General features: G+C 60.5%; 22 protein-coding genes and 2 tRNA genes. 17 read left to right on the top strand and 7 right to left on the bottom strand.

The features are described 5' to 3' along the window. The first annotated feature begins 1 nt into the window (after position 1). A complete protein-coding gene (locus tag QD409_RS14995; RefSeq protein WP_430763016.1) occupies positions 2–3,154 on the top strand; it encodes an efflux RND transporter permease subunit in 3,153 nt (1,050 codons plus the stop codon). 52 nt (positions 3,155–3,206) lie between these two features. Here QD409_RS14995 and QD409_RS14990 read toward each other — a convergent pair whose 3' ends face one another. The 3 genes from QD409_RS14990 to QD409_RS14980 all read right to left on the bottom strand — a co-directional run bounded on the left by QD409_RS14990 (position 3,207) and on the right by QD409_RS14980 (position 5,503). Further along, the gene (locus QD409_RS14990; protein WP_430763015.1) at positions 3,207–3,950 is read right to left on the bottom strand and encodes a metallophosphoesterase; all 744 of its coding nucleotides are present in this window, start codon (positions 3,948–3,950) and stop codon (positions 3,207–3,209) included. A 231-nt stretch (positions 3,951–4,181) separates the two neighbouring features. Next, on the bottom strand, positions 4,182–4,655 hold the full coding sequence (locus QD409_RS14985) for a VOC family protein (protein WP_430763014.1): 474 nt from the start codon (positions 4,653–4,655) through the stop codon (positions 4,182–4,184). Positions 4,656–4,756: 101 nt separating this feature from the next. Next, complete coding sequence (locus QD409_RS14980; protein WP_430763013.1) at positions 4,757–5,503, bottom strand: SDR family oxidoreductase; 747 nt, start codon at positions 5,501–5,503, stop codon at positions 4,757–4,759. Positions 5,504–5,615: 112 nt separating this feature from the next. On the opposite strand from QD409_RS14980, the gene QD409_RS14975 reads away from it, so the two are divergent. Beyond that, positions 5,616–6,539 carry a LysR substrate-binding domain-containing protein gene (locus tag QD409_RS14975; RefSeq protein ID WP_430763012.1) on the top strand — a complete coding sequence of 308 codons (924 nt, stop codon included), beginning with the start codon at positions 5,616–5,618 and terminating at the stop codon, positions 6,537–6,539. On the opposite strand, the gene pdxA is transcribed toward QD409_RS14975, so the two are convergent. Both pdxA and QD409_RS14965 read right to left on the bottom strand, forming a co-directional pair. Further along, positions 6,536–7,552: a 4-hydroxythreonine-4-phosphate dehydrogenase PdxA gene (pdxA, locus tag QD409_RS14970; protein WP_430763011.1), complete on the bottom strand. Its 1,017-nt coding sequence runs from the start codon at positions 7,550–7,552 to the stop codon at positions 6,536–6,538. The two genes, QD409_RS14975 and pdxA, sit on opposite strands and share 4 nt — an antisense overlap. Beyond that, positions 7,549–8,730, bottom strand: a complete 1,182-nt coding sequence (locus QD409_RS14965; RefSeq protein ID WP_430763010.1) for a four-carbon acid sugar kinase family protein — start codon at positions 8,728–8,730, stop codon at positions 7,549–7,551. The genes pdxA and QD409_RS14965 overlap by 4 nt, the downstream gene beginning before the upstream one ends. A 242-nt stretch (positions 8,731–8,972) precedes the next feature. Here QD409_RS14965 and QD409_RS14960 point away from each other — a divergent pair, with 242 nt between their 5' ends. Further along, the gene (locus QD409_RS14960) at positions 8,973–9,320 is read left to right on the top strand and encodes a CAP-Gly domain protein (RefSeq protein ID WP_430763009.1); all 348 of its coding nucleotides are present in this window, start codon (positions 8,973–8,975) and stop codon (positions 9,318–9,320) included. Positions 9,321–9,344: 24 nt separating this feature from the next. Here the strand turns inward: QD409_RS14960 and QD409_RS14955 are convergent, their stop codons facing one another. Continuing rightward, complete coding sequence (locus QD409_RS14955; protein ID WP_430763008.1) at positions 9,345–10,409, bottom strand: D-alanine--D-alanine ligase family protein; 1,065 nt, start codon at positions 10,407–10,409, stop codon at positions 9,345–9,347. A 32-nt stretch (positions 10,410–10,441) separates the two neighbouring features. Between QD409_RS14955 and QD409_RS14950 the strand changes: the two genes are divergently transcribed. Then, positions 10,442–10,723, top strand: a complete 282-nt coding sequence (locus QD409_RS14950) for a hypothetical protein (protein ID WP_430763007.1) — start codon at positions 10,442–10,444, stop codon at positions 10,721–10,723. A gap of 622 nt (positions 10,724–11,345) precedes the next feature. On the opposite strand, the gene QD409_RS14945 is transcribed toward QD409_RS14950, so the two are convergent. Continuing rightward, positions 11,346–11,420, bottom strand: a tRNA-Thr gene (locus tag QD409_RS14945). A 155-nt stretch (positions 11,421–11,575) separates the two neighbouring features. Here QD409_RS14945 and QD409_RS14940 point away from each other — a divergent pair. The 13 genes from QD409_RS14940 (at position 11,576) to QD409_RS14880 (ending at position 22,957) form a co-directional block, all read left to right on the top strand. After that, on the top strand, positions 11,576–11,824 hold the full coding sequence (locus tag QD409_RS14940; protein ID WP_430763006.1) for a hypothetical protein: 249 nt from the start codon (positions 11,576–11,578) through the stop codon (positions 11,822–11,824). A gap of 161 nt (positions 11,825–11,985) precedes the next feature. Further along, positions 11,986–13,278 carry a UDP-N-acetylglucosamine 1-carboxyvinyltransferase gene (gene murA / locus QD409_RS14935; protein WP_430763005.1) on the top strand — a complete coding sequence of 431 codons (1,293 nt, stop codon included), beginning with the start codon at positions 11,986–11,988 and terminating at the stop codon, positions 13,276–13,278. 216 nt (positions 13,279–13,494) lie between these two features. Next, positions 13,495–13,938, top strand: a complete 444-nt coding sequence (locus QD409_RS14930; protein WP_430763004.1) for a DUF2948 family protein — start codon at positions 13,495–13,497, stop codon at positions 13,936–13,938. Positions 13,939–13,997: 59 nt separating this feature from the next. Continuing rightward, complete coding sequence (gene hisD, locus QD409_RS14925; protein WP_430763003.1) at positions 13,998–15,296, top strand: histidinol dehydrogenase; 1,299 nt, start codon at positions 13,998–14,000, stop codon at positions 15,294–15,296. Between the two features lie 3 nt (positions 15,297–15,299). Further along, complete coding sequence (locus QD409_RS14920; RefSeq protein WP_037151803.1) at positions 15,300–15,773, top strand: UPF0262 family protein; 474 nt, start codon at positions 15,300–15,302, stop codon at positions 15,771–15,773. 5 nt (positions 15,774–15,778) lie between these two features. Next, positions 15,779–16,246, top strand: coding sequence for a low molecular weight phosphatase family protein (locus QD409_RS14915; RefSeq protein WP_092852482.1), 468 nt, complete (start codon positions 15,779–15,781; stop codon positions 16,244–16,246). Between the two features lie 142 nt (positions 16,247–16,388). After that, positions 16,389–16,607 carry a translation initiation factor IF-1 gene (gene infA / locus QD409_RS14910; RefSeq protein ID WP_004117876.1) on the top strand — a complete coding sequence of 73 codons (219 nt, stop codon included), beginning with the start codon at positions 16,389–16,391 and terminating at the stop codon, positions 16,605–16,607. A 114-nt stretch (positions 16,608–16,721) separates the two neighbouring features. Then, positions 16,722–17,342 (top strand): Maf-like protein, encoded by a 621-nt coding sequence (locus tag QD409_RS14905; RefSeq protein ID WP_430763002.1) that lies wholly within the window; start codon positions 16,722–16,724, stop codon positions 17,340–17,342. A gap of 5 nt (positions 17,343–17,347) precedes the next feature. Beyond that, on the top strand, positions 17,348–17,563 hold the full coding sequence (gene yacG / locus QD409_RS14900; RefSeq protein ID WP_092852485.1) for a DNA gyrase inhibitor YacG: 216 nt from the start codon (positions 17,348–17,350) through the stop codon (positions 17,561–17,563). A gap of 196 nt (positions 17,564–17,759) precedes the next feature. Continuing rightward, positions 17,760–17,835 (top strand) — tRNA-Phe (locus QD409_RS14895). 338 nt (positions 17,836–18,173) lie between these two features. Beyond that, entirely contained in the window at positions 18,174–20,120 is a 1,947-nt protein-coding gene (locus tag QD409_RS14890; protein ID WP_430763001.1) for a PrkA family serine protein kinase, read from the top strand. Between the two features lie 18 nt (positions 20,121–20,138). After that, positions 20,139–21,410, top strand: a complete 1,272-nt coding sequence (locus QD409_RS14885; protein ID WP_092852489.1) for a YeaH/YhbH family protein — start codon at positions 20,139–20,141, stop codon at positions 21,408–21,410. Then, positions 21,410–22,957, top strand: a complete 1,548-nt coding sequence (locus QD409_RS14880) for a SpoVR family protein (protein ID WP_092852491.1) — start codon at positions 21,410–21,412, stop codon at positions 22,955–22,957. Before QD409_RS14885 ends, QD409_RS14880 begins: the two co-directional genes overlap by 1 nt. Positions 22,958–22,966: the final 9 nt, after the last annotated feature.

Below are 22,966 nucleotides of genomic sequence, written 5' to 3'. Positions count from 1 at the left end.
CATGTCCATCAACAGCACCTCCTCCGAGAGGAAGCGTTTCAACCTGTCGCGTTGGGCGATTGCCCATCCAAGCATTGCGCGCTTCCTGTTCGGGCTCATCATCATCGCCGGCGCGCTCGGCCTGACCCATATGGGCCAGAAGGAAGATCCGGATTTCACCTTCCGCGTCATGGTCGTGCAGACCGTGTGGCCCGGCGCTTCCCTGCAGGACATGGAAGACCAGGTGGTCAACAAGATCGAGCGCAAGCTGCAGGAAACGCCGCATCTTGATTGGGTCAAATCCTACACCCGTGCCGGCTTTGCCATCACGACAGTCCAGATCAAGGGCGATACCAATACGGCCGAGGTGAAGGATGCCTTCTACCAGATCCGCAAGAAGATCGGCGATATCAACAACGAGCTGCCGTCCGGCCTGCTCGGCCCTTATTTCAACGACGAGTTCGGCGATACCTTCATCACGCTGCATTCGATCAGCGGCGACGGCTATACCTATCCGGAGCTGAAGAAATTCGCCATCCAGGCGCGCGACATGCTGCTCTCGACGCCCGGTGTCGAGAAGGCCACCATCATCGGCGACCAGGCTGAGCAGATCTATATCGATGTCTCTTCCAAGGTTCTGGCCGAGCGTCGACTGACGCTCACCGACTTGAAGAATGCCATCGTCGGCCAGAACAATGTCGATCCCGCCGGCACCGTCGATACCAGCACGCGTTCGGTGCGCATCTCGGTCGGAGGCGACGTCAACAAAATCGAGGATATCAAGAACCTGCGGCTGACCGCCGGCGGCCAGGTGACCCGCCTTGGCGACATCGCCACGGTCACCGCCGGTCTGCAGGATCCCTACACCGCCAAATTCCTGTATAACGGCCATCCGAGCGTGCAACTCGGCGTCGTTATGGCCAATGGCTTCAAGGTGACCGATGTCGGCAAGTCTGTTGAGGAAACCTACAAGCGTTTCGAGGCCTCGCTGCCGGTCGGCGTTCAGGTTGATCAGATTGCCAACCAGCCCGACGTTGTGACCGACGCTATCAGCGAGTTCATGCATGCGCTTGGCGAAGCTCTCGTCATCGTTCTGATCGTGTCGTTCCTGTCGATCGGCTGGCGCTCCGGCCTCGTGATCGCCATCGCCATTCCGCTGGTGCTGGCAGCCACCTTCGCCATCATGTACGAGTTCGGCATCGACCTGCAGCGCATCTCGCTCGGCGCGCTCATCATCGCGCTCGGCCTGCTGGTGGATGACGCCATGATCGTGGTCGAGCTCATGGAGCGCAAGCTGGAAGAGGGGCTGGTGAAGCTCGATGCCGCCAGCTTCGCCTATTCCTCGACCGCCTTCCCGATGCTGACGGGTACGCTGATCACGACCGCCGGCTTCATTCCGGTGGGATTTGCAGCGTCGACGGCCGGCGAATATGTCCGCACGCTGTTCTACGTCGTCGGCATAGCGCTTGTGATCTCCTGGTTCGTCGCCGTCTATTTCACGCCGTGGCTTGGCTACATGATCCTCAAGCAGCGCCATCATGCCGGCGAGCATCATGACGTGTTCGATACGCGCTTCTATCGCCGTCTGCACTCTTCGGTAGCCTGGGCCGTGCGCCATCGCATCATCGTTCTGGCTCTGACGATTGCCGCCTTCGTCGGCAGCTTGTGGTCCTTTCAGTTCATTCCGCAGAACTTCTTCCCGCAGTCGTCTCGTCCGGAAATTCTGGTCGATCTCTGGCTGCCGGAAGGCACCAGCATCAAGGAAGTCGAGCGGCAGGCGCAGGCCTTGGAAGCCCGCATGGCCGATGATCCGGACAAGCGCTTCATCGCCACCTATGTCGGCCAGGGCGCGCCGCGCTTCTTCCTGCCGCTCGATCAGCAGCTCACCAATCCGAACTATGCCCAAATGCTTGTTATGGCCAAGGACGAGCCGGCCCGCGAGCGTCTGATCGTCAAGATGCGTGGCATCCTGGCAGCAGATTTCCCGTCGGTCCGCGGCAAGGTCGATCGCCTGTTCCTCGGCCCTCCCACAGGCTGGCCCGTGCAGATGCGCGTCATGGGTCCGGACCGGCAGCAAGTTCGCCATATTGCCGACGAGGTGAAGCAGCGCTTTGCCCAGAATCCGCTGCTCGGCGCAATCCATGATGACTGGCTCGAGCCGGTGCCCGCCATGAAGCTGGTGATCGATCAGGATCGCGCCCGCGCCCTCGGTGTCACCTCGCAGCGCATCCGCCAGATGCTGCAAGCTTCGATGTCCGGTGTCACGCTCGACAACTATCGCGAGGGCGAGGAAACCGTCGGGATTGTTGCCCGCGAGCCGGAGGAAAGCCGTCATCTGCTGACGTCGGTGAACTCGGTCTATATTCCGACCGACTCCGGCGGTTTCGTGCCGCTATCGCAGGTCGCCAAGATCGTGCCTGCGATGGAGCAGGGCATCGAATGGCGCCGCGACCGCCTCCCGACCATCACGGTGCGGGCAACCCTGCCTGACAACGTGCAGTCGAACGACGTGACGGCCAAGCTTTATAACGACATGGCTGATCTCAGGAACAGCCTGCCGGCCGGCTATAAGATCCAGATCCAGGGCGGTGCCGAAGACAGTGCCGAAAGCCAAGCCTCGATCGCTGCCAAGGCGCCGATCATGCTCGTCGTCATCGTTGTGCTGTTGATGGTGCAGCTGCAGCACTTCGGCAAGGCGATGCTGGTGCTGGCGACCGGCCCGCTCGGCATCATCGGCGCTGCAGCGGCACTGTTGATCAGCGGTGCGCCCTTCGGCTTCGTTGCGATCCTCGGCGTCATCGCGCTGCTCGGCATCATCATCCGCAACTCGATCATTCTCGTCGACCAGATCGACCAGGATATTGCGGCGGGCATGGACCGGAAGGAAGCGATCATTGGTTCGGCCGTGCGTCGTTTCCGGCCGATCATGCTGACGGCGCTGACGGCCGTGCTGGCGCTGATCCCGATTTCGCGCGGTGTCTTCTGGGGTCCGCTCGCCTATGCGATGATGGGCGGCATTCTGGTGGCGACGATCCTGACGATCTTCGTATTGCCCGCCGGCTATGCGCTGTTCTTCGGCCGCGAGCCGAAGAACAAATCGGCGGAGCCGCCGGCCAAGGATCAGTCCGACGACGAGAATACAATCCAGCTTCCTCCCGCGATGGCGGCGGAGTGAGGCACCTGAGAAACAAACCCCGGCTTCAGGCCGGGGTTTTCGTTCGGGCTGTCTAAATCGGTGGCAGAATCGTCTGTCTGCCGTTGGCGATCTTGAGGATCGTCAGGGTTCCGCCCATGGAAACGGCTGTATCGATGCCAATGCGGCTTAGGCCGAAAACGGGATGGGAGCCCGGCGTGTGACCGTGGATTACCAGTAGCGGCAATTGCGGCCCCTCTGACAGGAACGGCTCGCGGATCCACATCAGATCCTCATCCGTCTGCTCGCTTAAAGCAACACCCGGCTGGATGCCGGCATGGACGAAGAGCGTCGAGCCGAGAGTGACGGCTACGGCCAGCGAGCGCAGCAGATCGACATGTGCCGGCGGCATTGCCTTGGGGGTCAGGTCGCGCAGCTCCCCAATGCTATACCCCAGGTCGAAAAGCACATGTCTGGCGTCGATGCCATAGGACAGAAGCGTCGGCAGCGCGCCGAATTCAAGCCAGTGGATATTGGCATCGGGATCGTCCAGAAAGCGCAGGAAGGCATCATCGTGATTGCCGCAAAGGGCATAGCGGTCGAAACCTTCGGGCGGCGGGGCGCAGAGATGCGCCAGGACATCGCTCGAACGCGGCCCACGATCGACATAATCGCCGAGATACATCAGCAGCTTTCGGCCGGGAAGGCCGCGGGCATCCTCAACGATGCGTCTTTCGGCCGCCACCATCTCATCGTAGCTGCCATGGATATCGCTCAGTGCATAGATCGCCGTGTAGTCGCGTCCAGTGAGATCGATACGGCCCCGTTGATGCTGCATGAAATCGACCGTTTCCTGCCGGGTCGCGCCTGAATGGCCGCGGCAGTCCAATTGCTTGAAATGGTTTCGAGAAACCCGATTTTGACGAGCCTGCGCAAGACGGTATTCCAAGCATCGATTTACCGCAAGTCTTGCGCGCACCGGCATTGGTCCGAATCGTTGAAATTGCGGGGAATTTAGCGTCACCCTCGGGAGGTCGCACGTTGTACAACCTCCCAATAGTCAAGATGTTCAGCCGCGATAGGCGGCTTCGAGGCCGGCAATATCGAGCTTGGCCATCTGCATCATGGCCTGCATGACGCGGGCGGCCTTGGCCGGATCCGGATCGGCGATATACTTGCTGAGCACGGTCGGCACGATCTGCCAGGAAACGCCGTAACGGTCCGTTATCCAACCGCATGCCACGGGTGTTCCGCCATCGGCGAGCCCGTCCCAGAGGCGGTCGACTTCGGCTTGATCGACGCAATCCACCTCCAGCGAGATGGCATGGGTGAACTCGATGCGGTTGCCGCCGTTCAGCGCCATGAAGCGCTGGTCGGCGAGCGTGAAGTTGACGACCAGAACCTGATCGGCCTTACCGGCGGGCGTGTCGATAACGTTCTTCTGTACATGATCGATACGGGAGTTCGGGAAGAGCGAAACATAGAGGTTCGCTGCTTCCTCTGCTTCTCGTGCAAACCACAGGCATGGGGCAATCTTGGACATCGTGTGCTCCTCTCTCCTATTGGATGCCCGTAGGACGAAAGAGGAGCGGCAAGACCGACAAGGGGCGAAAATTTTTTTGAACCCATGCCGGGCGGTGGCGTTTATACCAACCGTCCGCCACCATCGATATGCAGGACCTCTCCGGTCACGAAGCGGTTCGCCATCAGGAAAAGGATCGCCTGTGCGATATCCTCCGGCCGGCCGATATTGCGGCTGGGCAGGGTCGAGGCGGTCTGTTCGAGCACCTGCCGCTTGGCCTCGCCCATCAACCCGTCGAGCAGCGGGGTATCCACCCATCCCGGCGAAACCGCGTTGATACGCATCGGCGACAGCTCAATAGCAAGGGCGCGAACCGTACTTTCGACCGCGGAGACGGCGGCTGCCACGATCGCACCGATGGCGGCGGGGCGGGAGGCGAACTGCCCAGAGGTCATGGTAATCGAGCTCGCTGCATGCAGAAGGGGAAGAGCAGCCTTGATGGCGAGCAAGGGTCCGATCAGGCGCTCGTTGATGACCTTCGAGAGATCTGCCTCCGACTGATCCTTGAGCGACTGCAGGTGCACCGTTCCGGCGGTGATCAGCAGATGATCGATCCTGTCGATCCCTGCAAATATCGCCGGCTGCGGGGCGGCGATGTCTGCGACAATCTGGGTCGCGCCGCCGACCACTTCGGCAGCTTCCCGAAGACGCTCAGGATTGCGGGATACCAGAAAGAGATTTGCGCCGGCATTCTTGGCCTGCCTGGCGGTCGCTAGCCCGATCCCCGAGGAGCCGCCGATGATGACGATGTTCTGCCCCTGGAACGACTGAGCCTGTGTATTACCCGTTTGAATGGTGCTGGTCTGCAAGACTGGTTCTCCGATTGGATTGCTGACTGGCCCGAAGATCGTCGATCGGCATATGCTTTAGAAGGAAGCGAATGGCGATGTCATTTATCGTAAAAGACGATAGAATGCGGTCATGGATATGCTTTCCGCCATGCGCATCTTCACTCGTGTCATCGAACGCGGCAGCCTTTCGGCCGCCGCGCGCGATCTCGGCCTTGGTCAGCCCACCGTAAGCGAACGCGTCGAAAAGCTGGAAAAGCATTTGGGCGCGCGGCTCCTCTACCGGACGACGCGTTCGGTGCAGGCGACCGATGCCGGTGCACGCTTCTACGAATATGCCAAGCGCGCCATCGAAGCAGCCGAGGAGGCGGAGGCTTCCGTCGCCTCGGCCGAGACATCTTTGACCGGAACGTTTCGGATCGCAGCGCCGCATGGCCTTGGAGAGATGACATTGCCGAGGCTGCTCATCGAATTTCAGACATTGCATCCGGCTCTGGCTGTAGATGTGACCTTGAACGATCGCTTCGTCGATCCGATGACCGAAGGTGTGGATCTCTCCATCCGTATCGGCGAGATCGGCAGCGGCAATTTCATTGCGCGCCGGCTGGGGACGATGCGGCGGCTCCTGCTGGCCGCTCCCGGCTATATCGAGCGGCAAGGGCTGCCGCGCGAAGCGGCAGAGCTTGCGGCCCACCCCTTCATCCGTTTCACCGGTTTCGCGGCGGATGAGCGCCTGCATCTGATCGATCTCGACGGCGGGCCGATAGAAGTGCCCATCCGCACCGCATGGCGCGTCAATCACTGGCGGCCGCTCATGGAGGCGGTGCTGGCGGAAAGGGGAATAGGTGCATTGTTCGCTGCCGTCTGTGGCCGGGAAATCGCCGAAGGAAGGCTCGTTCCCGTGCTGCCCTCCTATGAGTTCAGGCGAGTGGAAGTCCATGCCATCTATCCGCCGGGACCGCGCCCGGCTGCCCGGACGAAAGCCTTTCTTGCGCTGCTCGCCGAGCGGACCGATCTGCTTTTTGGCGAGGCATCCGGGGCTTCCCAAGCGTCCTAACGGCCGACCGCAAGCCTTTCGGCGAATTCGATCGCCTCGATCAGGCTGCGTTCATTGGCAATGCCCTTGCCGGCGATGTCGAAAGCCGTGCCGTGATCGACGGAGGTGCGCACGATCGGCAGGCCGAGGGTGATATTGACGCCGGAAAGATCCATCCACTTTCCCGTCGCCGGATCGATTTCGAACCCTAGCAGCTTGACCGGGATATGGCCCTGATCGTGATACATCGCGACAACGGTATCGTACTGGCCGGCGCGCAGCTTGACGAAGACGGTATCGCCGGGAACGGGGCCGACGATATCGAGCCCGTCGGATACTGCCTTGGCGATGGTGGGTGCGGAGATGTCGATATCCTGACGGCCGAAGAGCCCGCCTTCGCCGGCATGCGGATTGAGCGCCGCCACCGCAATCTTCGGCCTGGCGATGCCGAGTTGCTGGAGTGCCTTGTCGGTCAGGTCGATGACGAGACGCAGCCGCTCAGGCGTCAGGCGCTTTGGCACATCCTCCAGCGCGACATGGGTGGTGACGTGGCTGACGCGCATATTGCCATGGGCCAGCATCATGACAGAGCCGCGCGCACCGGTCAGTTCCGCCAGCAGTTCGGTATGGCCGGCATAATGGAAGCCAGCCTTGTTCAATGCTTCCTTGTTGAGCGGCGCAGTGACGATACCACCGACCTTGCCCGACATGGCGAGCTGAACGCCCTTTTCGATCGCCTTGAAGGCCATACGGCCGCCATCGGCTGAAAGTTGGCCTGGCAGGATCGGTTCACCTTCGGCATCGGCCTGAATGAAGCATAGGTTCGGCCAGTCGCTCTCCATCTGCGCTTCGGGGATCTCGATATCGAGGCCGAGCTGCTGTTCGGCGAAGCGCAGGGCAGGGCCGCTGCCGATGATCGTTAGCTTCAACTTACCTTCGGCAAGCCTGTCCTTCAGTCGGGCTGCGGCCTTGACGATGATTTCCGGGCCGATGCCGGCGGGATCGCCCATGGTGATTGCAAGGTGCCGCGTCATGGTTCTTCTCCTCCGGCGATCAGCGCGTTTTCATTCAAGAGATCGCGCCATAGGGTGGGGCCGCCGAATGCGCCTGATTTGGAGATGACCGTGGTGCCTTGCCACGGGCCGCCGACAATCGTGGAGCGCGGCAGGCCGGGCGCTGCCTGGCCGGTGATGCTGAGGGCGGTGACGCCGAGCGCCGAGCAAAGATTTCTCAAGGTCTCGCCACCGGCGACAATCAATGTGGCCGGAGCAGGCAGTGCACTTGCTATGCCGCTGAAGGTTGCCGCGATGCGCTTTGCCGCATCGTCGCGATCAAGCCCCGACGGCAGATCGAGGCTGACCATGGCGACACCGCTCTGCTGGATCTGGCGATCGGCGGCATCGGCGTCCGCACCTTCCGCAAGCTTTAGCCAATAGGGGCCGCAGGCCTGGAGTTGCGCCAGCGTGATCGGCTGATCCGAGCCGAAGAGGCCGAGCACCGGCCTTTGCAGCCGGCGCGAAACGGGCACGGCAGGCGCCGGGCGCTTTTTGCCTGAGGGTTTTTCGGGATGAGGGCGATGATGCGTCGCCAGGTCGATATTCCGTGCAAGGGCCTGGGCTAGCCCGCCGGTGCCGCTCCAAAGGACCGGCCCCTCCAGCTGCGATGATACCCATGCGATGACGGCGTCCAGATCGTCGTCCGAATGGGCATCGAAAACATGGATGCCATCGGGAATGGGTTGGTTTTCAACGCCAAGCGTCGTGTTGAAGGCAGGCAGTCCCTCGGCTCGCAAGTGAGCGACCAGATCGCCGCTGACATCGCGCCAGGCGTCTTTCCCGGCAAACAGCACTTGCCGTCCGCCCCTTGTGTGCCGTCCGTGATGTGGAAAGGCCGGTGCGAGGATGCAATGCCGCCAGTGGCCGAGCTGGAAACAGGCGGCGAGCTCCACCGCCCAGGGGCCGCGAAACAGGCTATCCACCTTCTTGAAGGCAAGATCGGCACCCTCCAACAATGGCGCGATGCCGCCGACGATCATTTCTGCTTCGGCAGCCGTTTTCTCGCGCGTGCCGCTGTCGATCGCCAGATAATTCGGCAGGTTTGCCGGCAACGCATCTTCGCGCTGCACCTCGATCGGCCCGTAGACACCGACGAATTCGACTGCGGTATCGAGCGCGCCTGTGAGATCGTCAGCGATGAGGCGGAGGGTGGGCATGAACTTAACGAGCCTTCAGCGGGCCTTGCGGGTATCGGATATGGACGTGAAAGCCAGGCCTTACGGCTGCTCGGACGAAGCGCAATCTTCAGCCTTCCATGAAGGATGTCAACGGGTTGCTTTGTCACCGCTTCATTGATCGTGGCTGCGACATTCGTTGAGTTTACTCCATGGCGCATATACGGATATGCTTGTATCTGAACGATGCAGCGGGTTGCTCCCGCCGCTTCAAGGAGGGCAGGGTGAGTTACGATTTCCATGTGGGCCAGAAGGTCGTCTGCGTCGATGACAAGTTCAAGCATGTCAGCATCGATCAGCTGATCCGCAAGGGGACGATCTACACGATCCGCTGGGTCGGCGAGTACACGCATTATGTCGACGGCACCTTCATCGGCGTGAAGCTCGGGGAGATCCATCGCGGCAATGATGATGGCCCGGAAGGCTATGGCGCTGCCGACATGCCCTATCGCGCCAGCCGCTTCCGCCCGCTGGTGAAGGACAAGATCGCCTCGCTCAGAAAGCTGTTGGCACCGACGCCCGATGCGCCGGCCGAGCCGAAGGTCAAGACCAAGAAGACGGAAAAGGTCTGAGGGCGGGCATCGCCGACCTGCGAACTAGGCTTGCCGCGCCCGCGCGAGCCCATGCTCGATCAGGCGGCTGATGAGCTCCGGATAGGAAATGCCCGAGGCGCCCATGGCCTTGGGATACATGCTGATGTTGGTGAAGCCCGGCATGGTGTTGATCTCGTTGATGACGGCGCTTCCATCCGGCGCCAAGAAGAAATCGACGCGCGCCAGCCCTTCGCAGCCGAGCGCGCGGAAGCCATCCGCCGCCATCCGCTTCAGCACGTCTGCCGTCTCGGCCGGAATATCCGCCGGCACGGTGACGACGGCGCCATCCTGATCGAGATATTTCGCTTCGTAGGAGTAGAAGCCATGCGCCGCCGCCGTGGCGATCTCGCCCGGCACCGAGACGAAGAGCGTACCGTCAGGCTCTTCCAGAACAGCGCATTCGATCTCGCGGGCGCGAACGAACTCCTCGGCCAGCACCTTGCGGTCATGCCGGAAGGCTTCGGCCAGCGCGCTCTCGAACGCTGCGGCATCCTGAACCTTGCTGACGCCGACCGATGAGCCCTGGCGCGTGGGCTTGACGAAGACAGGCGAGCCGAGTGCGCTCGCAATCTCATCGAAATCAGGCTTGTCGCCGCGCAAGAGGGTGACGGAGCGCGCCACCGGCAGGCCGGCTTCGCGCAGCAGGCGCTTCGCCATATCCTTGTCGATCGCGTTGGCCGAGCCCAGAATGCCGCAGCCGACGAGGGGGAGGCCGACGATCTGGGCAAGGCCCTGAATGGAGCCATCCTCGCCATTCAGCCCGTGCAGCACCGGAAACAGCACGTCGACCGCAGGCAGTTCGCGCGCGCCAGCACCGTCCAGCGCCATCAGCCGGCCCTTGCCGCCCGGAGCGAGGCAGACTTCCGTGCCTTCATAGGCAACCGGCTCCGGCAGCGCGCCGCCCTTTTCCTCCACCAGCAGCCAGCGCCCGGCGCGATCGATCAGGATCGGCACGATCTCATATCTAGCGCCATCGATCGCCTTGACGACATTGCGGGCCGACATGACGGAAACCTCATGCTCGGTGGACTGACCGCCAAACAGAACGGCGACGCGTAGTTTCGACATTGAGGCTTTTCTCCCGGGCCAAGATGGATGTGATGGGGGAAGGGTTTAAATGGGGGATTGCAGCTAAATTGGGGAGGGGTGGCGGAGGAAATAAGGACGGCACGGATGTTCCCGGCGCAGTCCGCGGCGGCCTCGGCGATGCCTTCGATCGCATGCTCATCTACGCAACCCTCGGCTGGAGCGCGACGCGCGGCTTCATCAAGGTGATGGGCGACAAGGAAACCAAGACCTTCAACAGCTACGGCGACAAGGACGTCCTCAGCATCAAGGCCGACCTCGACCAACACGTCCTCTCCGTCGGCGTGAAGTTCTAAGATTTAGGTCTGGTGTGATTTGGAGAGCCCCGCTGGCGTTTGCTGGCGGGGCTTTCGCTTTTACAGCTGGAGTACTTTGTCTCGAGGAGAACGCACGGCGAGCTGAAATGTAGTAGTGATCAGCCCCACGAGATCCGATATCTACTTCCTGAGGAATTGATCCAATAGCTACGTCGCTCTTCCGATCGCGTTTTGGCCGCCTCAATTTCATCGCGATCATGCTCATCCATAGGATTAAATGTCCTAATAATGTGAGCATCCAAAATATGGTGGCCTAGGATTGGGTCATTCTGCATTATGCGTACTACAAGGCCAAATGGACCTTTGTATTTGCGATACTTCATCGCCGTCACTCCTTAGAGTCTGGTGAAAAAAGTCATCCCAAACCTCGGCCCGAGGCACATGACAGGAGCGAAAGTCTTTTAGGCAGCGCGCCGATCAATCGCTGACATCAATATAGCCATTGTATAAGTTTCATCAATACCCATTCCGCAGCTGTACTATGAGATCGCAAGAGCGGAGCAATAGCAAACTGCACGAGTTATCTGTGAAGTCAGTCTAGGGCAAACGGATTTAGTACAGCCAAGGTCGGCAAATTCAGAGCGATTGAGTTGGGAAAAACTGGTGCTGCTAGAGAGATTTGAACTCTCGGCCTCTCCCTTACCAAGGGAGTGCTCTACCCCTGAGCTATAGCAGCAATCCGTGGCGCGGGTAGGTGCGCCGTATTGGGCGAGGCGGCTATTGCCATAGGTCGGGGCGGAGTGCAAGCCGCAAATTGCAAGTTCTGTGAAAGATCGTTGGAAAAAATGTGTCGGTCTTTTGAAGGTGGGCGTTTTCGGCTATGGAAAAGCCATGGGTGCAGACAAGACGAAAATCGATGACGGGCAGGCTTTGCAGGGTGGTTCGACGCCCGGCGAGGCAAGCGAAGGCGTGAAGCAGATCACCGAGGCGGATCGGCGGCGGGAGCGTGCGGCGCAGAAGCTCAGGGAGAATCTTTCGCGGCGCAAACAGCAGGTGCGGGCGCGCCGTGCCGGCCAGGCCGAGGAGACGGATGGGCTGCCGGCGGCAAAAGCAAAGGCTGTAAAAACGGGGGATGAGTAGGGCGCTGCCGCAAAAATGGACGAATCGCAATGATTGATGTCGCCCATCATCAAACGAATTGAAGCCTTCATCTATTTCGTCTAAACAGCGCCCTTTCCCCAAATGCGTGGAATTTGGCGCGCGGAACTTCAGGAAAGGCGGGCCTCGCCCGTATTGCACACATGGATCGTATCAGGATTGTCGGCGGCAATGAGCTCAACGGTATCATTCCGATCTCCGGCGCCAAGAATGCCGCCCTGCCGCTGATGATCGCCTCGCTTCTGACCAGCGATACGCTGACGCTCGAAAACGTGCCGCATCTGGCCGATGTCGAGCTTCTGATGCGCATCCTCGGCAATCACGGCGTTGACGTTGCCGTCAACGGCCGTCGCGAGCGCCAGGAAGACGGCTATTCCCGCACGATCCATTTCACCTGCCGCACCATCGTCGACACAACCGCGCCTTACGAGCTGGTCGCCAAGATGCGCGCGAGCTTCTGGGTCATCGGGCCGCTGCTCGCCCGCGAGGGACAGGCGCGCGTCTCGCTGCCCGGCGGCTGCGCCATCGGCACGCGTCCGGTCGATCTCTTCATCGAGGGCCTCGAGGCGCTCGGCGCCACCATGGAAATCGACGGCGGCTATATCAACGCCACTGCGCCGAAGGGCGGCCTCATCGGCGCCCGCTATGTCTTCCCGAAGGTTTCCGTCGGCGCGACGCATGTGCTGATGATGGCGGCCACGCTTGCCCGCGGCACGACCGTGATCGGCAATGCGGCCCGCGAGCCTGAAGTCGTCGATCTCGCCAACTGCCTGATCGCCATGGGCGCCAAGATTTCCGGCGCCGGCACCAGCACGATCACCATCGAGGGCGTCACCTCGCTCTCGGGCGCCCGCCATCGCGTGCTGCCCGACCGCATCGAGACCGGCACCTATGCCATGGCCGTCGCCATGACCGGCGGCGACGTCACGCTCGAAAATACCGATATGACGCTGCTCGATACGGCGCTCGAAAGCCTGCGCCGGGCCGGCGCCGACGTTTCGCCGACCAACAACGGCATCCGCATCATGCGCAATGGCGGCGGCATCAAGCCTGTCGACGTCGTCACCGATCCGTTCCCCGGCTTCCCGACGGACCTGCAGGCGCAGTTCATGGCGCTGATGACGCGCTCCTCAGGCATTTCGCATATCACCGAGACCATCTTCGAAAACCGCTTCATGCATGTGCAGGAGCTTGCCCGGCTCGGCGCCAAGATCTCGCTTTCCGGCCAGACGGCCCGTATCGAGGGCGTCGAGAAGCTGAAGGGCGCGCCGGTCATGGCCACCGACCTTCGCGCCTCCGTCTCGCTCGTCATCGCCGGCCTTGCCGCCGAAGGCGAGACGCTGGTGTCGCGCATCTATCACCTCGATCGCGGCTTCGAGCGGCTGGAAGACAAGCTGACCCGTTGCGGCGCCATCGTCGAGCGCATCAGCGACTAAGGCGCGATTTCGCGGGACAGCTCCCCGTTTCGTGCCTATCGCTGTCGCAAAACCGCGACACGGTTTTGCGTGGCATGCGTTAATTCCGTCTGATGGCGCGAAGAGAGCGGGCAAGCCCGTTTTCTTCGGTTGCGTCTTTTGCGCTCTCATCTTATGTCCACAGAAGAGAAACGCTGGAAATGGCGTTTGACTGGCGCGATCGGGGATAAAGGGCGAATGAGCGATCTCAAGCTAATGGCACTCGACAACGAAGACCTGGATGTCATTTCTGCCTATATGCAGGATAGCGTTTTCAAGGTCGGCGACATGTCCTTTGCGCCGAAGCAAGAGCAGTTTTCGCTTGCTGCCAATCGCTTCGCCTGGGAGCAATCCGATCGGCGCAGCAAGCCTTATGAGCGCCATCGTGCCGCGCTGGTGTTCAAGCGCGTGCAGGCGGTCCGTTCCAATGGCATCAACCAGCGCAACCGCGACGAGGTGCTGTCGCTGCTCGCCATCCGCTTCGATCCGAGAGGCGAGGGGCCTGACGGCACGATCGAGCTGACCCTTGCCGGCCAGGCCACCATTGCGCTCGATGTCGAATGCATCGAGGCCCAACTTGCGGATATCGGCGGCGCGTGGGAAACGGCGCATAAGCCCAGGCATCCGGATGCGGGCGAATAGGCTTGTAACGGTTGGATACGGCCGCTGAACGCGGCCTCGATGGAAGAGGAATATCAGCATTGGCTATCTGGCTGGATCAGGCGTCTGAAGAGTTCGAACAGCAGTTTGCCGCTTTCCTGACGACCAAGCGGGAAGTGTCCGAGGATGTGAACGCCGTGGTGCGTGCCATCATCGACGATGTGCGGACGCGCGGCGATGCAGCCCTTGCGGACTATTCCAGCAAGTTCGACGGCGTCGATTTCGCCACGACGCCGATGCGCGTCAGCGAAGCGGAGATCGATGCGGCGATCGAGGCCGTTCCGGCCGAGGTTCTGGGCGCGCTGAAGGTCGCCGCCACCCGCATCGAATCGCATCATCGCCGGCAGTTGCCGAAGGACGATATCTATGAGGACGATCTCGGCGTCGGCCTCGGCTCGCGCTGGACGGCGATCGAGGCTGTCGGCCTCTATGTGCCCGGCGGCACGGCGAGCTATCCGAGCTCGGTGCTGATGAATGCCGTGCCGGCCAAGGTCGCCGGTGTCGACCGTATCGTGATCGTCGTGCCCACCAAGGATGGCGCCGTCAATCCGGCAGTACTTGCCGCCGCGCGCATGGCAGGCGTCGAAGAAATCTATCGCATCGGCGGCGCGCAGGCGATTGCAGCACTTGCCTATGGCACCGAGACGATCGAGCCGGTCTACAAGATCACCGGTCCCGGCAATGCCTATGTGGCGGCGGCCAAGCGCCAGGTCTTCGGCACCGTCGGCATCGACATGATCGCCGGCCCGTCGGAAGTGCTCGTCATCGCCGACAAGAACAACGATCCGGATTGGATCGCCGCCGATCTCCTCGCACAGGCCGAGCATGACGAAAGCGCGCAATCGATCCTGATCACCGATGATGCCGAATTCGGTAGGGACGTGGAAGCGGCGGTCGAGCGACAGCTTACGCGGCTCAGCCGGTCCAAGACGGCGGCCGCAAGCTGGCGCGATTTCGGCGCTGTCATTCTGGTTTCCGAGCTGAAGAAGGCCATTCCGCTTGCCAACCGCATCGCGGCCGAGCATCTGGAACTTGCGGTCGACGATCCCGAGCCGCTTCTGGCCGGTGTCCGCAACGCCGGCGCCATCTTTGTCGGCCGCCATTCACCGGAAGTGATCGGCGATTATGTCGGCGGCTCGAATCATGTACTGCCGACGGCCCGCTCCGCACGCTTCTCCTCCGGCCTTTCCGTGCTGGATTTTGTCAAGCGCACCTCGATCTTGCGGCTCGGCGCGGAGCAGCTTCGTGCACTCGGGCCGGCGGCGATCGCGCTTGCCAATTCCGAGGGGCTGGATGCACATGCGCGGTCGGTCGCGATCCGCCTCAATCTCGAAGGGTAAGGCATGGCCAAGGGCGTCTTCCGGCTGAGCGATGTGGTCCTGGACGACACGATCGGCCGTTCGACGCCGGATGTCGAGCATGAGCGTGCCGTCGCCATCTTCGATCTGATCGAGGAAAACAGCTTCGAGCCCGTTGGGCATAAGGGCGGACCTTATTTGCTCAACCTGTCTCTGGTCGACCAGAAGCTCGTCTTCGACATTCGCGTCGAGGATGGCAGCATGGTCGCCACGCATATCCTGTCGCTGACCCCGTTTCGCCGGATCGTGAAGGACTACTTCATGATCTGCGAGAGCTATTACGAGGCGATCCGCTCTGCCACCCCCAGCCGGATCGAGGCGATCGACATGGGCCGGCGCGGCATTCACAACGAAGGCTCCCAAACGCTCATGGATCGGCTGGACGGCAAGATCACCGTGGATTTCGACACGGCGCGCCGGCTCTTCACGCTTGTCTGCGTACTTTATTGGCGCGGGTGACCGGCATGGAGCTGCCGCAGGCGATTGAGCACAACGGCAAAGCGCCCGGCGCCATCCTCTTCATGTGCGGGCTCAATGCCATCCGTTCGCCGATGGCCGAAGCCATCGCACGCAGCATGCTGCCGCAAGGCACCTATATCGCGTCTGCCGGCGTGCGGGCCGGCGAGCGCAATCCCTTCGTCGATGTGGTGCTGGACGAGATCGGGCTTTCGCTCGGGCGCCGGCAGCCGCAGACCATGGAGGAGCTGGAAGATGATTTCTTCGATATCATCATCACGCTCTCGCCGGAGGCCCACCACGCCGCCCTGGAATTGACGCGAGCCAAGGCCGTGGAGGTCATCTATTGGCCGACCATCGACCCGTCAGCGACCGATGGGACGCGCGAACAGGTTCTGGATGCCTATCGCGAAGTTCGGGACCATCTGCTGGGCCTGATCGAGAACCGACTTGTGGAGCATCGCGGTTCGCTTTAGAGCTGCCGATGAAACAAATGCAGAAACCCTTATCAACGAGGTTCACAAAACCGCGACGATTGTGTAGTTTCCGCGCAATTTCCGGCGACCCCCGGCTTTTTGCCATGGGCGCCGGCCTCAACCGACAGGAAAAGAAGCTTTAATGCCGAAAGAAGAAGTCCTCGAATTTCCCGGTGTCGTCACCGAACTCCTGCCGAACGCGACCTTCCGCGTGAAGCTGGAAAACGAGCATGAGATCATCGCCCACACGGCGGGCCGCATGCGCAAGAACCGCATCCGCGTTCTTGCCGGCGACAAGGTGCTGGTGGAAATGACCCCATATGACCTGACCAAGGGCCGCATCACCTACCGTTTCAAGTAGTTCGCCGCTCTCGGTTCAAAGAAGTGGAGCATGATGTCGCCCGAAAACGGCTGACACTTTTCGGCATCATGCTCTGGAGCCGGTTCTCATTCCCGCATGACAGCTCGAGGTCTGATGGCGTTGAAACACAAGCTGATACTGGCTTCCGGATCGCCGCGCCGCGTCGAACTCCTGCACCAATCAGGCATCGAGCCCGCGCGCCTCATGCCCATGGACATCGACGAGACGCCGAAGAAGTCGGAGCATCCGCGCTCGCTGGCGCGGCGGCTTTCGGGGGAAAAGGGTGAGGCGGCGTTTGCGGCCGTCAGAAGCGATGCCGCCTGGCAGGGCAGCTATATTCTGGCTGCCGATACGGTGGTCGCCGTCGGGCGGCGCATCCTGCCGAAGGCGGAATTCGTCGATGAGGCTTCGTCGGCGCTGCATCTGCTTTCGGGTCGCGGCCATGTCGTTTATACCGGCATCTGCCTGATCACCCCGGACCGCAAGCTGCGCCAGAAGGTTGTTGAGACCAAAGTGCGCTTCAAGCGGCTTTCCGGCCGCGATATCGAAATGTATCTGGCATCGGGCCAGTGGCGCGGCAAGGCGGGAGCCTATGGCATTCAGGGGCTTGCGGGCTCCTTCGTGCAGAAACTTGTCGGTTCCTACACCAATGTCGTCGGATTGCCGCTTTATGAAACCATGCTGCTGCTGGCGGGCGAGGGCTTTGATGTCCACGCCGGATGGCAGGAAGGATAGCGACCATGGCGAAGATCGATGAGATCAAGGTGGGCTCGAAGATCGAGCCGCTGCGCAAGACGCGCCCCTGCGCGGAATGCGGCCAGCCCTCGGCGCGAGAACACTATCCTTTCTGTTCGGATCGTTGCCGCGAGCTCGATCTTTCGCGTTGGCTGAAGGGCTCCTACGCCATCCCCGTCACCGAGGATGAGACGAAGGCCGACGGTTCCGATCAGGGTTGAACGCAGTTTTCCCGTACTGCCCGACCTTACGAACCCCTTCATTTTGTTCGCGAATTACCAAAATTCCATTTCCTGTCAAAAAAGAGTCATTTGCTGCTGGACATGGCCGAACAAGATGCTATAACCCCGCTCGCTTCCGGGGCGAACCAACCGCCCAGTGCCTGCCAAGGCCCTTCGTTTGACGTGAAGTCTGGATGCCCAGATAGCTCAGTTGGTAGAGCAGCGGATTGAAAATCCGCGTGTCGCTGGTTCGATTCCGGCTCTGGGCACCATCTTTTCTCCCAAATCATGCGGACAATAGAGTTCGACGCTGGCTTTGACCAATTGTTCGTTGAGATCGGGTTTTCACATGGAAAGCTCGTGTGAGTTCCCTAGCGAGAATATGCATCCTCTGATGATGTTATTGTCATCACAACAACTTGAAGGTTGTGCTTCATTAATTCGGTGTACGAGTACTTCAAGATGTTGATGGCATTCACAATCAGGCGTACGAATTATTGTACGAGTCACCTATTGATTCGAAGCGACTGATACCGCACCTTAGATACTAGCGGGATACGTGATCTCGTTAAGTCCGGCGTTTATTGCAATAGCAAGCTATCGAGGCGCCATGTCAAACAACGATGTTCTATTCAGCACGTTCGCCCGTACTTTCGAAGCACGGCGCGAAGCCGAGATGTCATTCTCCGAGTACCTGGAAGCGTGCCGGGACGACTCGCTCATGTACGCAAATGCGGCGGAGCGGCTGCTGGCAGCCATGGGAGAACCACTGCTGATCGATACGGCCAAGGACACGAGACTTGGGCGTATCTTCATGAACCGGACGATCCGGACCTATCCGGCTTTTTCGGGCTTCTTCGGCATGGAAGAGACGATAGAACGTATCGTCGCCTTCTTCCGGCATGCTGCTCAAGGGCTGGAGGAGCGTAAGCAGATCCTCTATCTGCTCGGGCCTGTCGGCGGCGGCAAGTCATCGCTCGCCGAGCGTCTGAAATCGCTGATGGAAGTTCACCCCATCTACGTGCTCAAGGCCGGCAACGAGGTGAGCCCGGTTTTCGAAAGCCCGCTCAGTCTCTTCGACCCTGTCACCATGGGACCGATGATCGAGGAGCGCTACGGCATCCCGCGCCGGCGTTTGACCGGTCTCATGAGCCCTTGGTGCCTGAAGCGGCTGGAAGAGTTCGAAGGTGATATTTCCCGTTTCCGCGTCGTTCGGATGCAGCCCTCCAGGCTGAGGCAAATCGGCGTCGCCAAGACGGAGCCGGGTGACGAGAACAACCAGGATATCTCCTCGCTGGTCGGCAAGGTGGATATCCGCAAGCTCGAAAGCCTGGCGCAGAACGATCCCGATGCCTACAGCTATTCGGGTGCCTTGAACCGCGCCAACCAGGGCATTCTCGAATTCGTCGAGATGTTCAAGGCGCCGATCAAGATGCTGCACCCGCTGCTGACGGCGACCCAGGAAGGCAATTACATCGGCACCGAGAATATCGGCGCTATTCCCTTCTCGGGCATCATTCTGGCGCACTCCAACGAGTCGGAATGGCAGACCTTCAAGGCCAACAAGAACAATGAGGCCTTCATCGACCGCATCTGCGTCGTGAAAGTTCCCTATTGTTTGCGGGTCACCGAAGAGCAGAAGATCTACGAGAAGCTGATCGAAGAATCCGAACTCAGCGACGCGCCCTGCGCGCCGTCGACCTTGGAAACGCTCGCCCGCTTCACGGTTCTGACGCGACTTTCCAAGCATGAGAATTCGACGGCCTTTTCCAAGCTTCGCGTCTATGACGGCGAAAGCCTGAAGGAGACCGATCCGAGGGCACGCAGCGTACAGGAATATCGCGACTCGGCCGGCGTGGACGAAGGTATGGACGGAGCATCCACCCGCTTCGCCTTCAAAGTGCTGGCAGCGACCTTCAACTACGATACGACCGAGATCGGCGCCGATCCGGTGCACTTGATGTACATGCTGGAGCAGGCGATCCGCAGGGAGCAGCTGCCGCTCGAAACCGAGAAGCTCTACATCGAGTTCATCAAGAGCGAACTGGCGCCGCGCTATGCCGAATTCATCGGTCACGAGATCCAGAAGGCTTATCTGGAATCGTATTCCGATTACGGCCAGAACCTCTTCGATCGCTACGTCGACTATGCCGACGCCTGGATCGAAGATGTCGACTTCAAAGATCCCGACACGGGCCAGCTTCTGGACCGCGAGCTTCTCAATCAGGAGCTCACCAAGATCGAGAAGCCGGCCGGCATCGCCAACCCGAAGGACTTCCGCAACGAGATCGTCAAGTTCTGCCTAAGAGCACGGGCGAGCCATGGCGGCAAGAACCCATCCTGGACGAGCTACGAGAAGATCCGCGAAGTCATCGAAAAGCGGATGTTCTCCCAGGTGGAGGACCTTTTGCCTGTTATCTCGTTCGGATCCAAGAAGGACGGCGAGTCCGAAAAGAAACATGCCGAATTCGTCGATCGCATGATGGCGCGAGGCTATACCGAACGTCAGGTTCGACGGCTTGTGGAATGGTACATGCGTGTGAAACAGGCGGGATGAGCCACCAAGGAAGAAGGAATGCACATTGTTGACAGACGCCTGAACCCAGGCGGAAAAAGTTTAGAAAATCGTCAACGATTTTTGCGAAGAGCAAAAGCGCTGGTGCAGAGAGCGGTCTTCGAATCCTCTCAGAAACGCGACATTCAGGACATTCTGAAAGGTGGCGAAATCAGCATTCCACTGGATGGAACCGAGGAGCCTCGGTTCCATCGCGGCCCCGAGGGGCTGAAGGAGCATATTCTTCCCGGCAACAAGGACTTCCTCGAGGGTGACATCCTCCCGCGTCCCGAGAGTGGCGGCGGCAGGCCGCAGGCCGGCGGCGATGGCACGGGCGAGGACGCTTTCCGCTTCATCCTGACACGCGACGAATTCCTCGATCTCTTCCTCGACGATCTCGAACTGCCTGACCTTGCCAAGCGGCGGCTGATGTCGGCGGATCAGATCAATCCGGTACGTTCGGGCTACTCCGTGACGGGGTCGCCTGCCAACCTCGCCATCAACCGCACCATGCGGCTGGCGATGATGCGTCGCGTCGCGTTGCATCGACCCAAGCCGGAAACCGTCGCCAAGCTCATCGAAGAGGCGGAGGAGTGCAAGGACGAGAAGCGGCGGGCACAGCTCGAGGCGGAGATCAAGCTGCTGGAATCCAAGGTCCGGCGCATCCCCTATATCGATCCGATCGACATTCGTTATCGCCGTTTCGAGAACGAACCGAAGCCCGTGGCGCAAGCCGTGATGTTCTGCCTCATGGACGTCTCCGGCTCGATGTCGGAGCACATGAAGGACCTCGCCAAGCGCTTCTACATGCTGCTTTATGTCTTCCTGACCCGGCAATATCGCCGCGTCGAGATCGTTTTCATCCGGCATACGGATGTGGCCGAGGAGGTGGATGAGGAGACCTTCTTCCGTAGCCCGGCAACCGGCGGCACGCAGGTTTCGAGCGCGCTCGAAGCCATGCGGCAGATCGTGCACGATCGCTTCCCGCCGTCGGATTGGAACATCTATGCCGCACAGGCGTCGGACGGCGATAATGCCTATTCCGACAATGCCATGACGGCTGCCCTCATGACTGGCGCGATCCTGCCGGTTTGCCAGTATTTCGCCTATCTGGAAGTGGGCGAGTCGCGCAGCGTCGCGATCTCGTCCGGCTCGGCGATCTGGTCGCTCTACGAGCGGCTGCAGGCGGCGTGGCCGGTGCTGTCGATGCGTCGTGTGAACGATCGCAACCAGATCTATCCGGTCTTCCACGATCTCTTCCAGCGCAGGGCGGCCGAAACAAGGAGTGGATAATGGAAAAAGCATCGATGGAACGGCTTTTTGAAGGTGCGGACTGGGATTTTGCCACCATCCAGCGAATCCACGATGCCTGCCAGAAGATCGCCATCGGCGAGCTCGGCCTTAATGTCTATCCCAATCAGATCGAGATCATCACTGCCGAGCAGATGCTCGACGTCTACTCCTCGATCGGTATGCCGCTCTTTTACAAGCACTGGTCCTTCGGCAAGCATTTCGCTCATCACGAGGCCTTCTATCGCAAGGGGCTGCGCGGGCTTGCCTACGAGATCGTCATCAACAGCTCGCCCTGCATTTCCTACCTGATGGAAGAGAATACGGCGACGATGCAGGCGCTCGTGATTGCGCATGCCGCCTTCGGCCACAATCACTTCTTCAAGAACAACTATCTCTTCAAGCTCTGGACGGATGCCGAAGGCATTCTCGACTACCTCAATTTCGCCAAGAGCTATATTGCGCGCTGCGAGGAGCGGTATGGTCACGCCGCCGTCGAGCGGACGCTGGACGCGGCGCACGCGCTGATGTCGCATGGCGTCCATCGCTATGCTGGCAAGAAGACGCCGGACCTGCGCGACGAGGAAAAGCGCGAGCGCGAGCGGCGCGAATATGACGAGAAGATTTTCAACGATCTCTGGCGTACGATTCCGGTCGGGGCAGGCAAGAAGATGCCCGATCTCGATCTGGAGCGCCGGCGCTCCCTGGCGGGTCTGCCGCAGGAAAATATCCTCTACTTCCTGGAAAAAATGGCGCCGCGGCTGAAATCGTGGCAGCGCGAGATCATCCGCATCGTGCGGCATGTCGCCCAATATTTCTACCCGCAGAGCCAGACCAAGGTGATGAACGAGGGCACGGCGACCTACGTGCACTACCGCATCATGACGCGGCTGCACGAGCTTGGCGGCATCAGCGACGGCGATTTCCTCGAATTTCTGAAGTCGCATACCAACGTGGTTTTCCAACCAACCTTCAACGATCAGCGCTACTCAGGCCTCAACCCTTATGCGATCGGCTTTGCCATGATGCAGGATATCGAGCGCATCGTGACGAGACCGAAGGACGAGGACCGTCAGTGGTTCCCGGAGATCGCCGGCACCGGCGACGCCATGGCGGTGCTGCGCGATCTCTGGGCCAATTATCGCGACGAGAGTTTCGTATCGCAATTTCTGAGCCCACACCTGATGCGCAAGATGCGGATGTTCCAGCTCACCGACGATCCGGAAGAGGAAGAGGGGCTGAGGGTCGCTGCAATTCATGACGAGCGCGGCTATCGGCGCATCCGTCGGGAGCTTGCACGGCAATATGATGTCGGCTGGATCGATCCGCATATCGAGATCGTCGACGTCGATCTTGCCGGCGACAGGCGGCTCTTGCTCAAGCATACGGTGCTGAACGGCGCGCTGCTCGAGGATATGGATGCCAAGCGCGTATTGCAGCACCTGGCCGATCTCTGGAGCTATGATGTGCTGATGCAGGAAGTCGATCGCTCCGGCACGGTGCTTCGTGACCATCTGGTCCACCCGCGCGCGTCAGCGCTTGCGGCATAAGGAAGCCGG

The sequence above is a fragment of the Rhizobium sp. BR 315 genome (genome assembly GCF_050577975.1).
Lineage (GTDB): Bacteria > Pseudomonadota > Alphaproteobacteria > Rhizobiales > Rhizobiaceae > Rhizobium > Rhizobium miluonense.
This window is presented reverse-complemented; position numbering and strand designations above follow the sequence as displayed.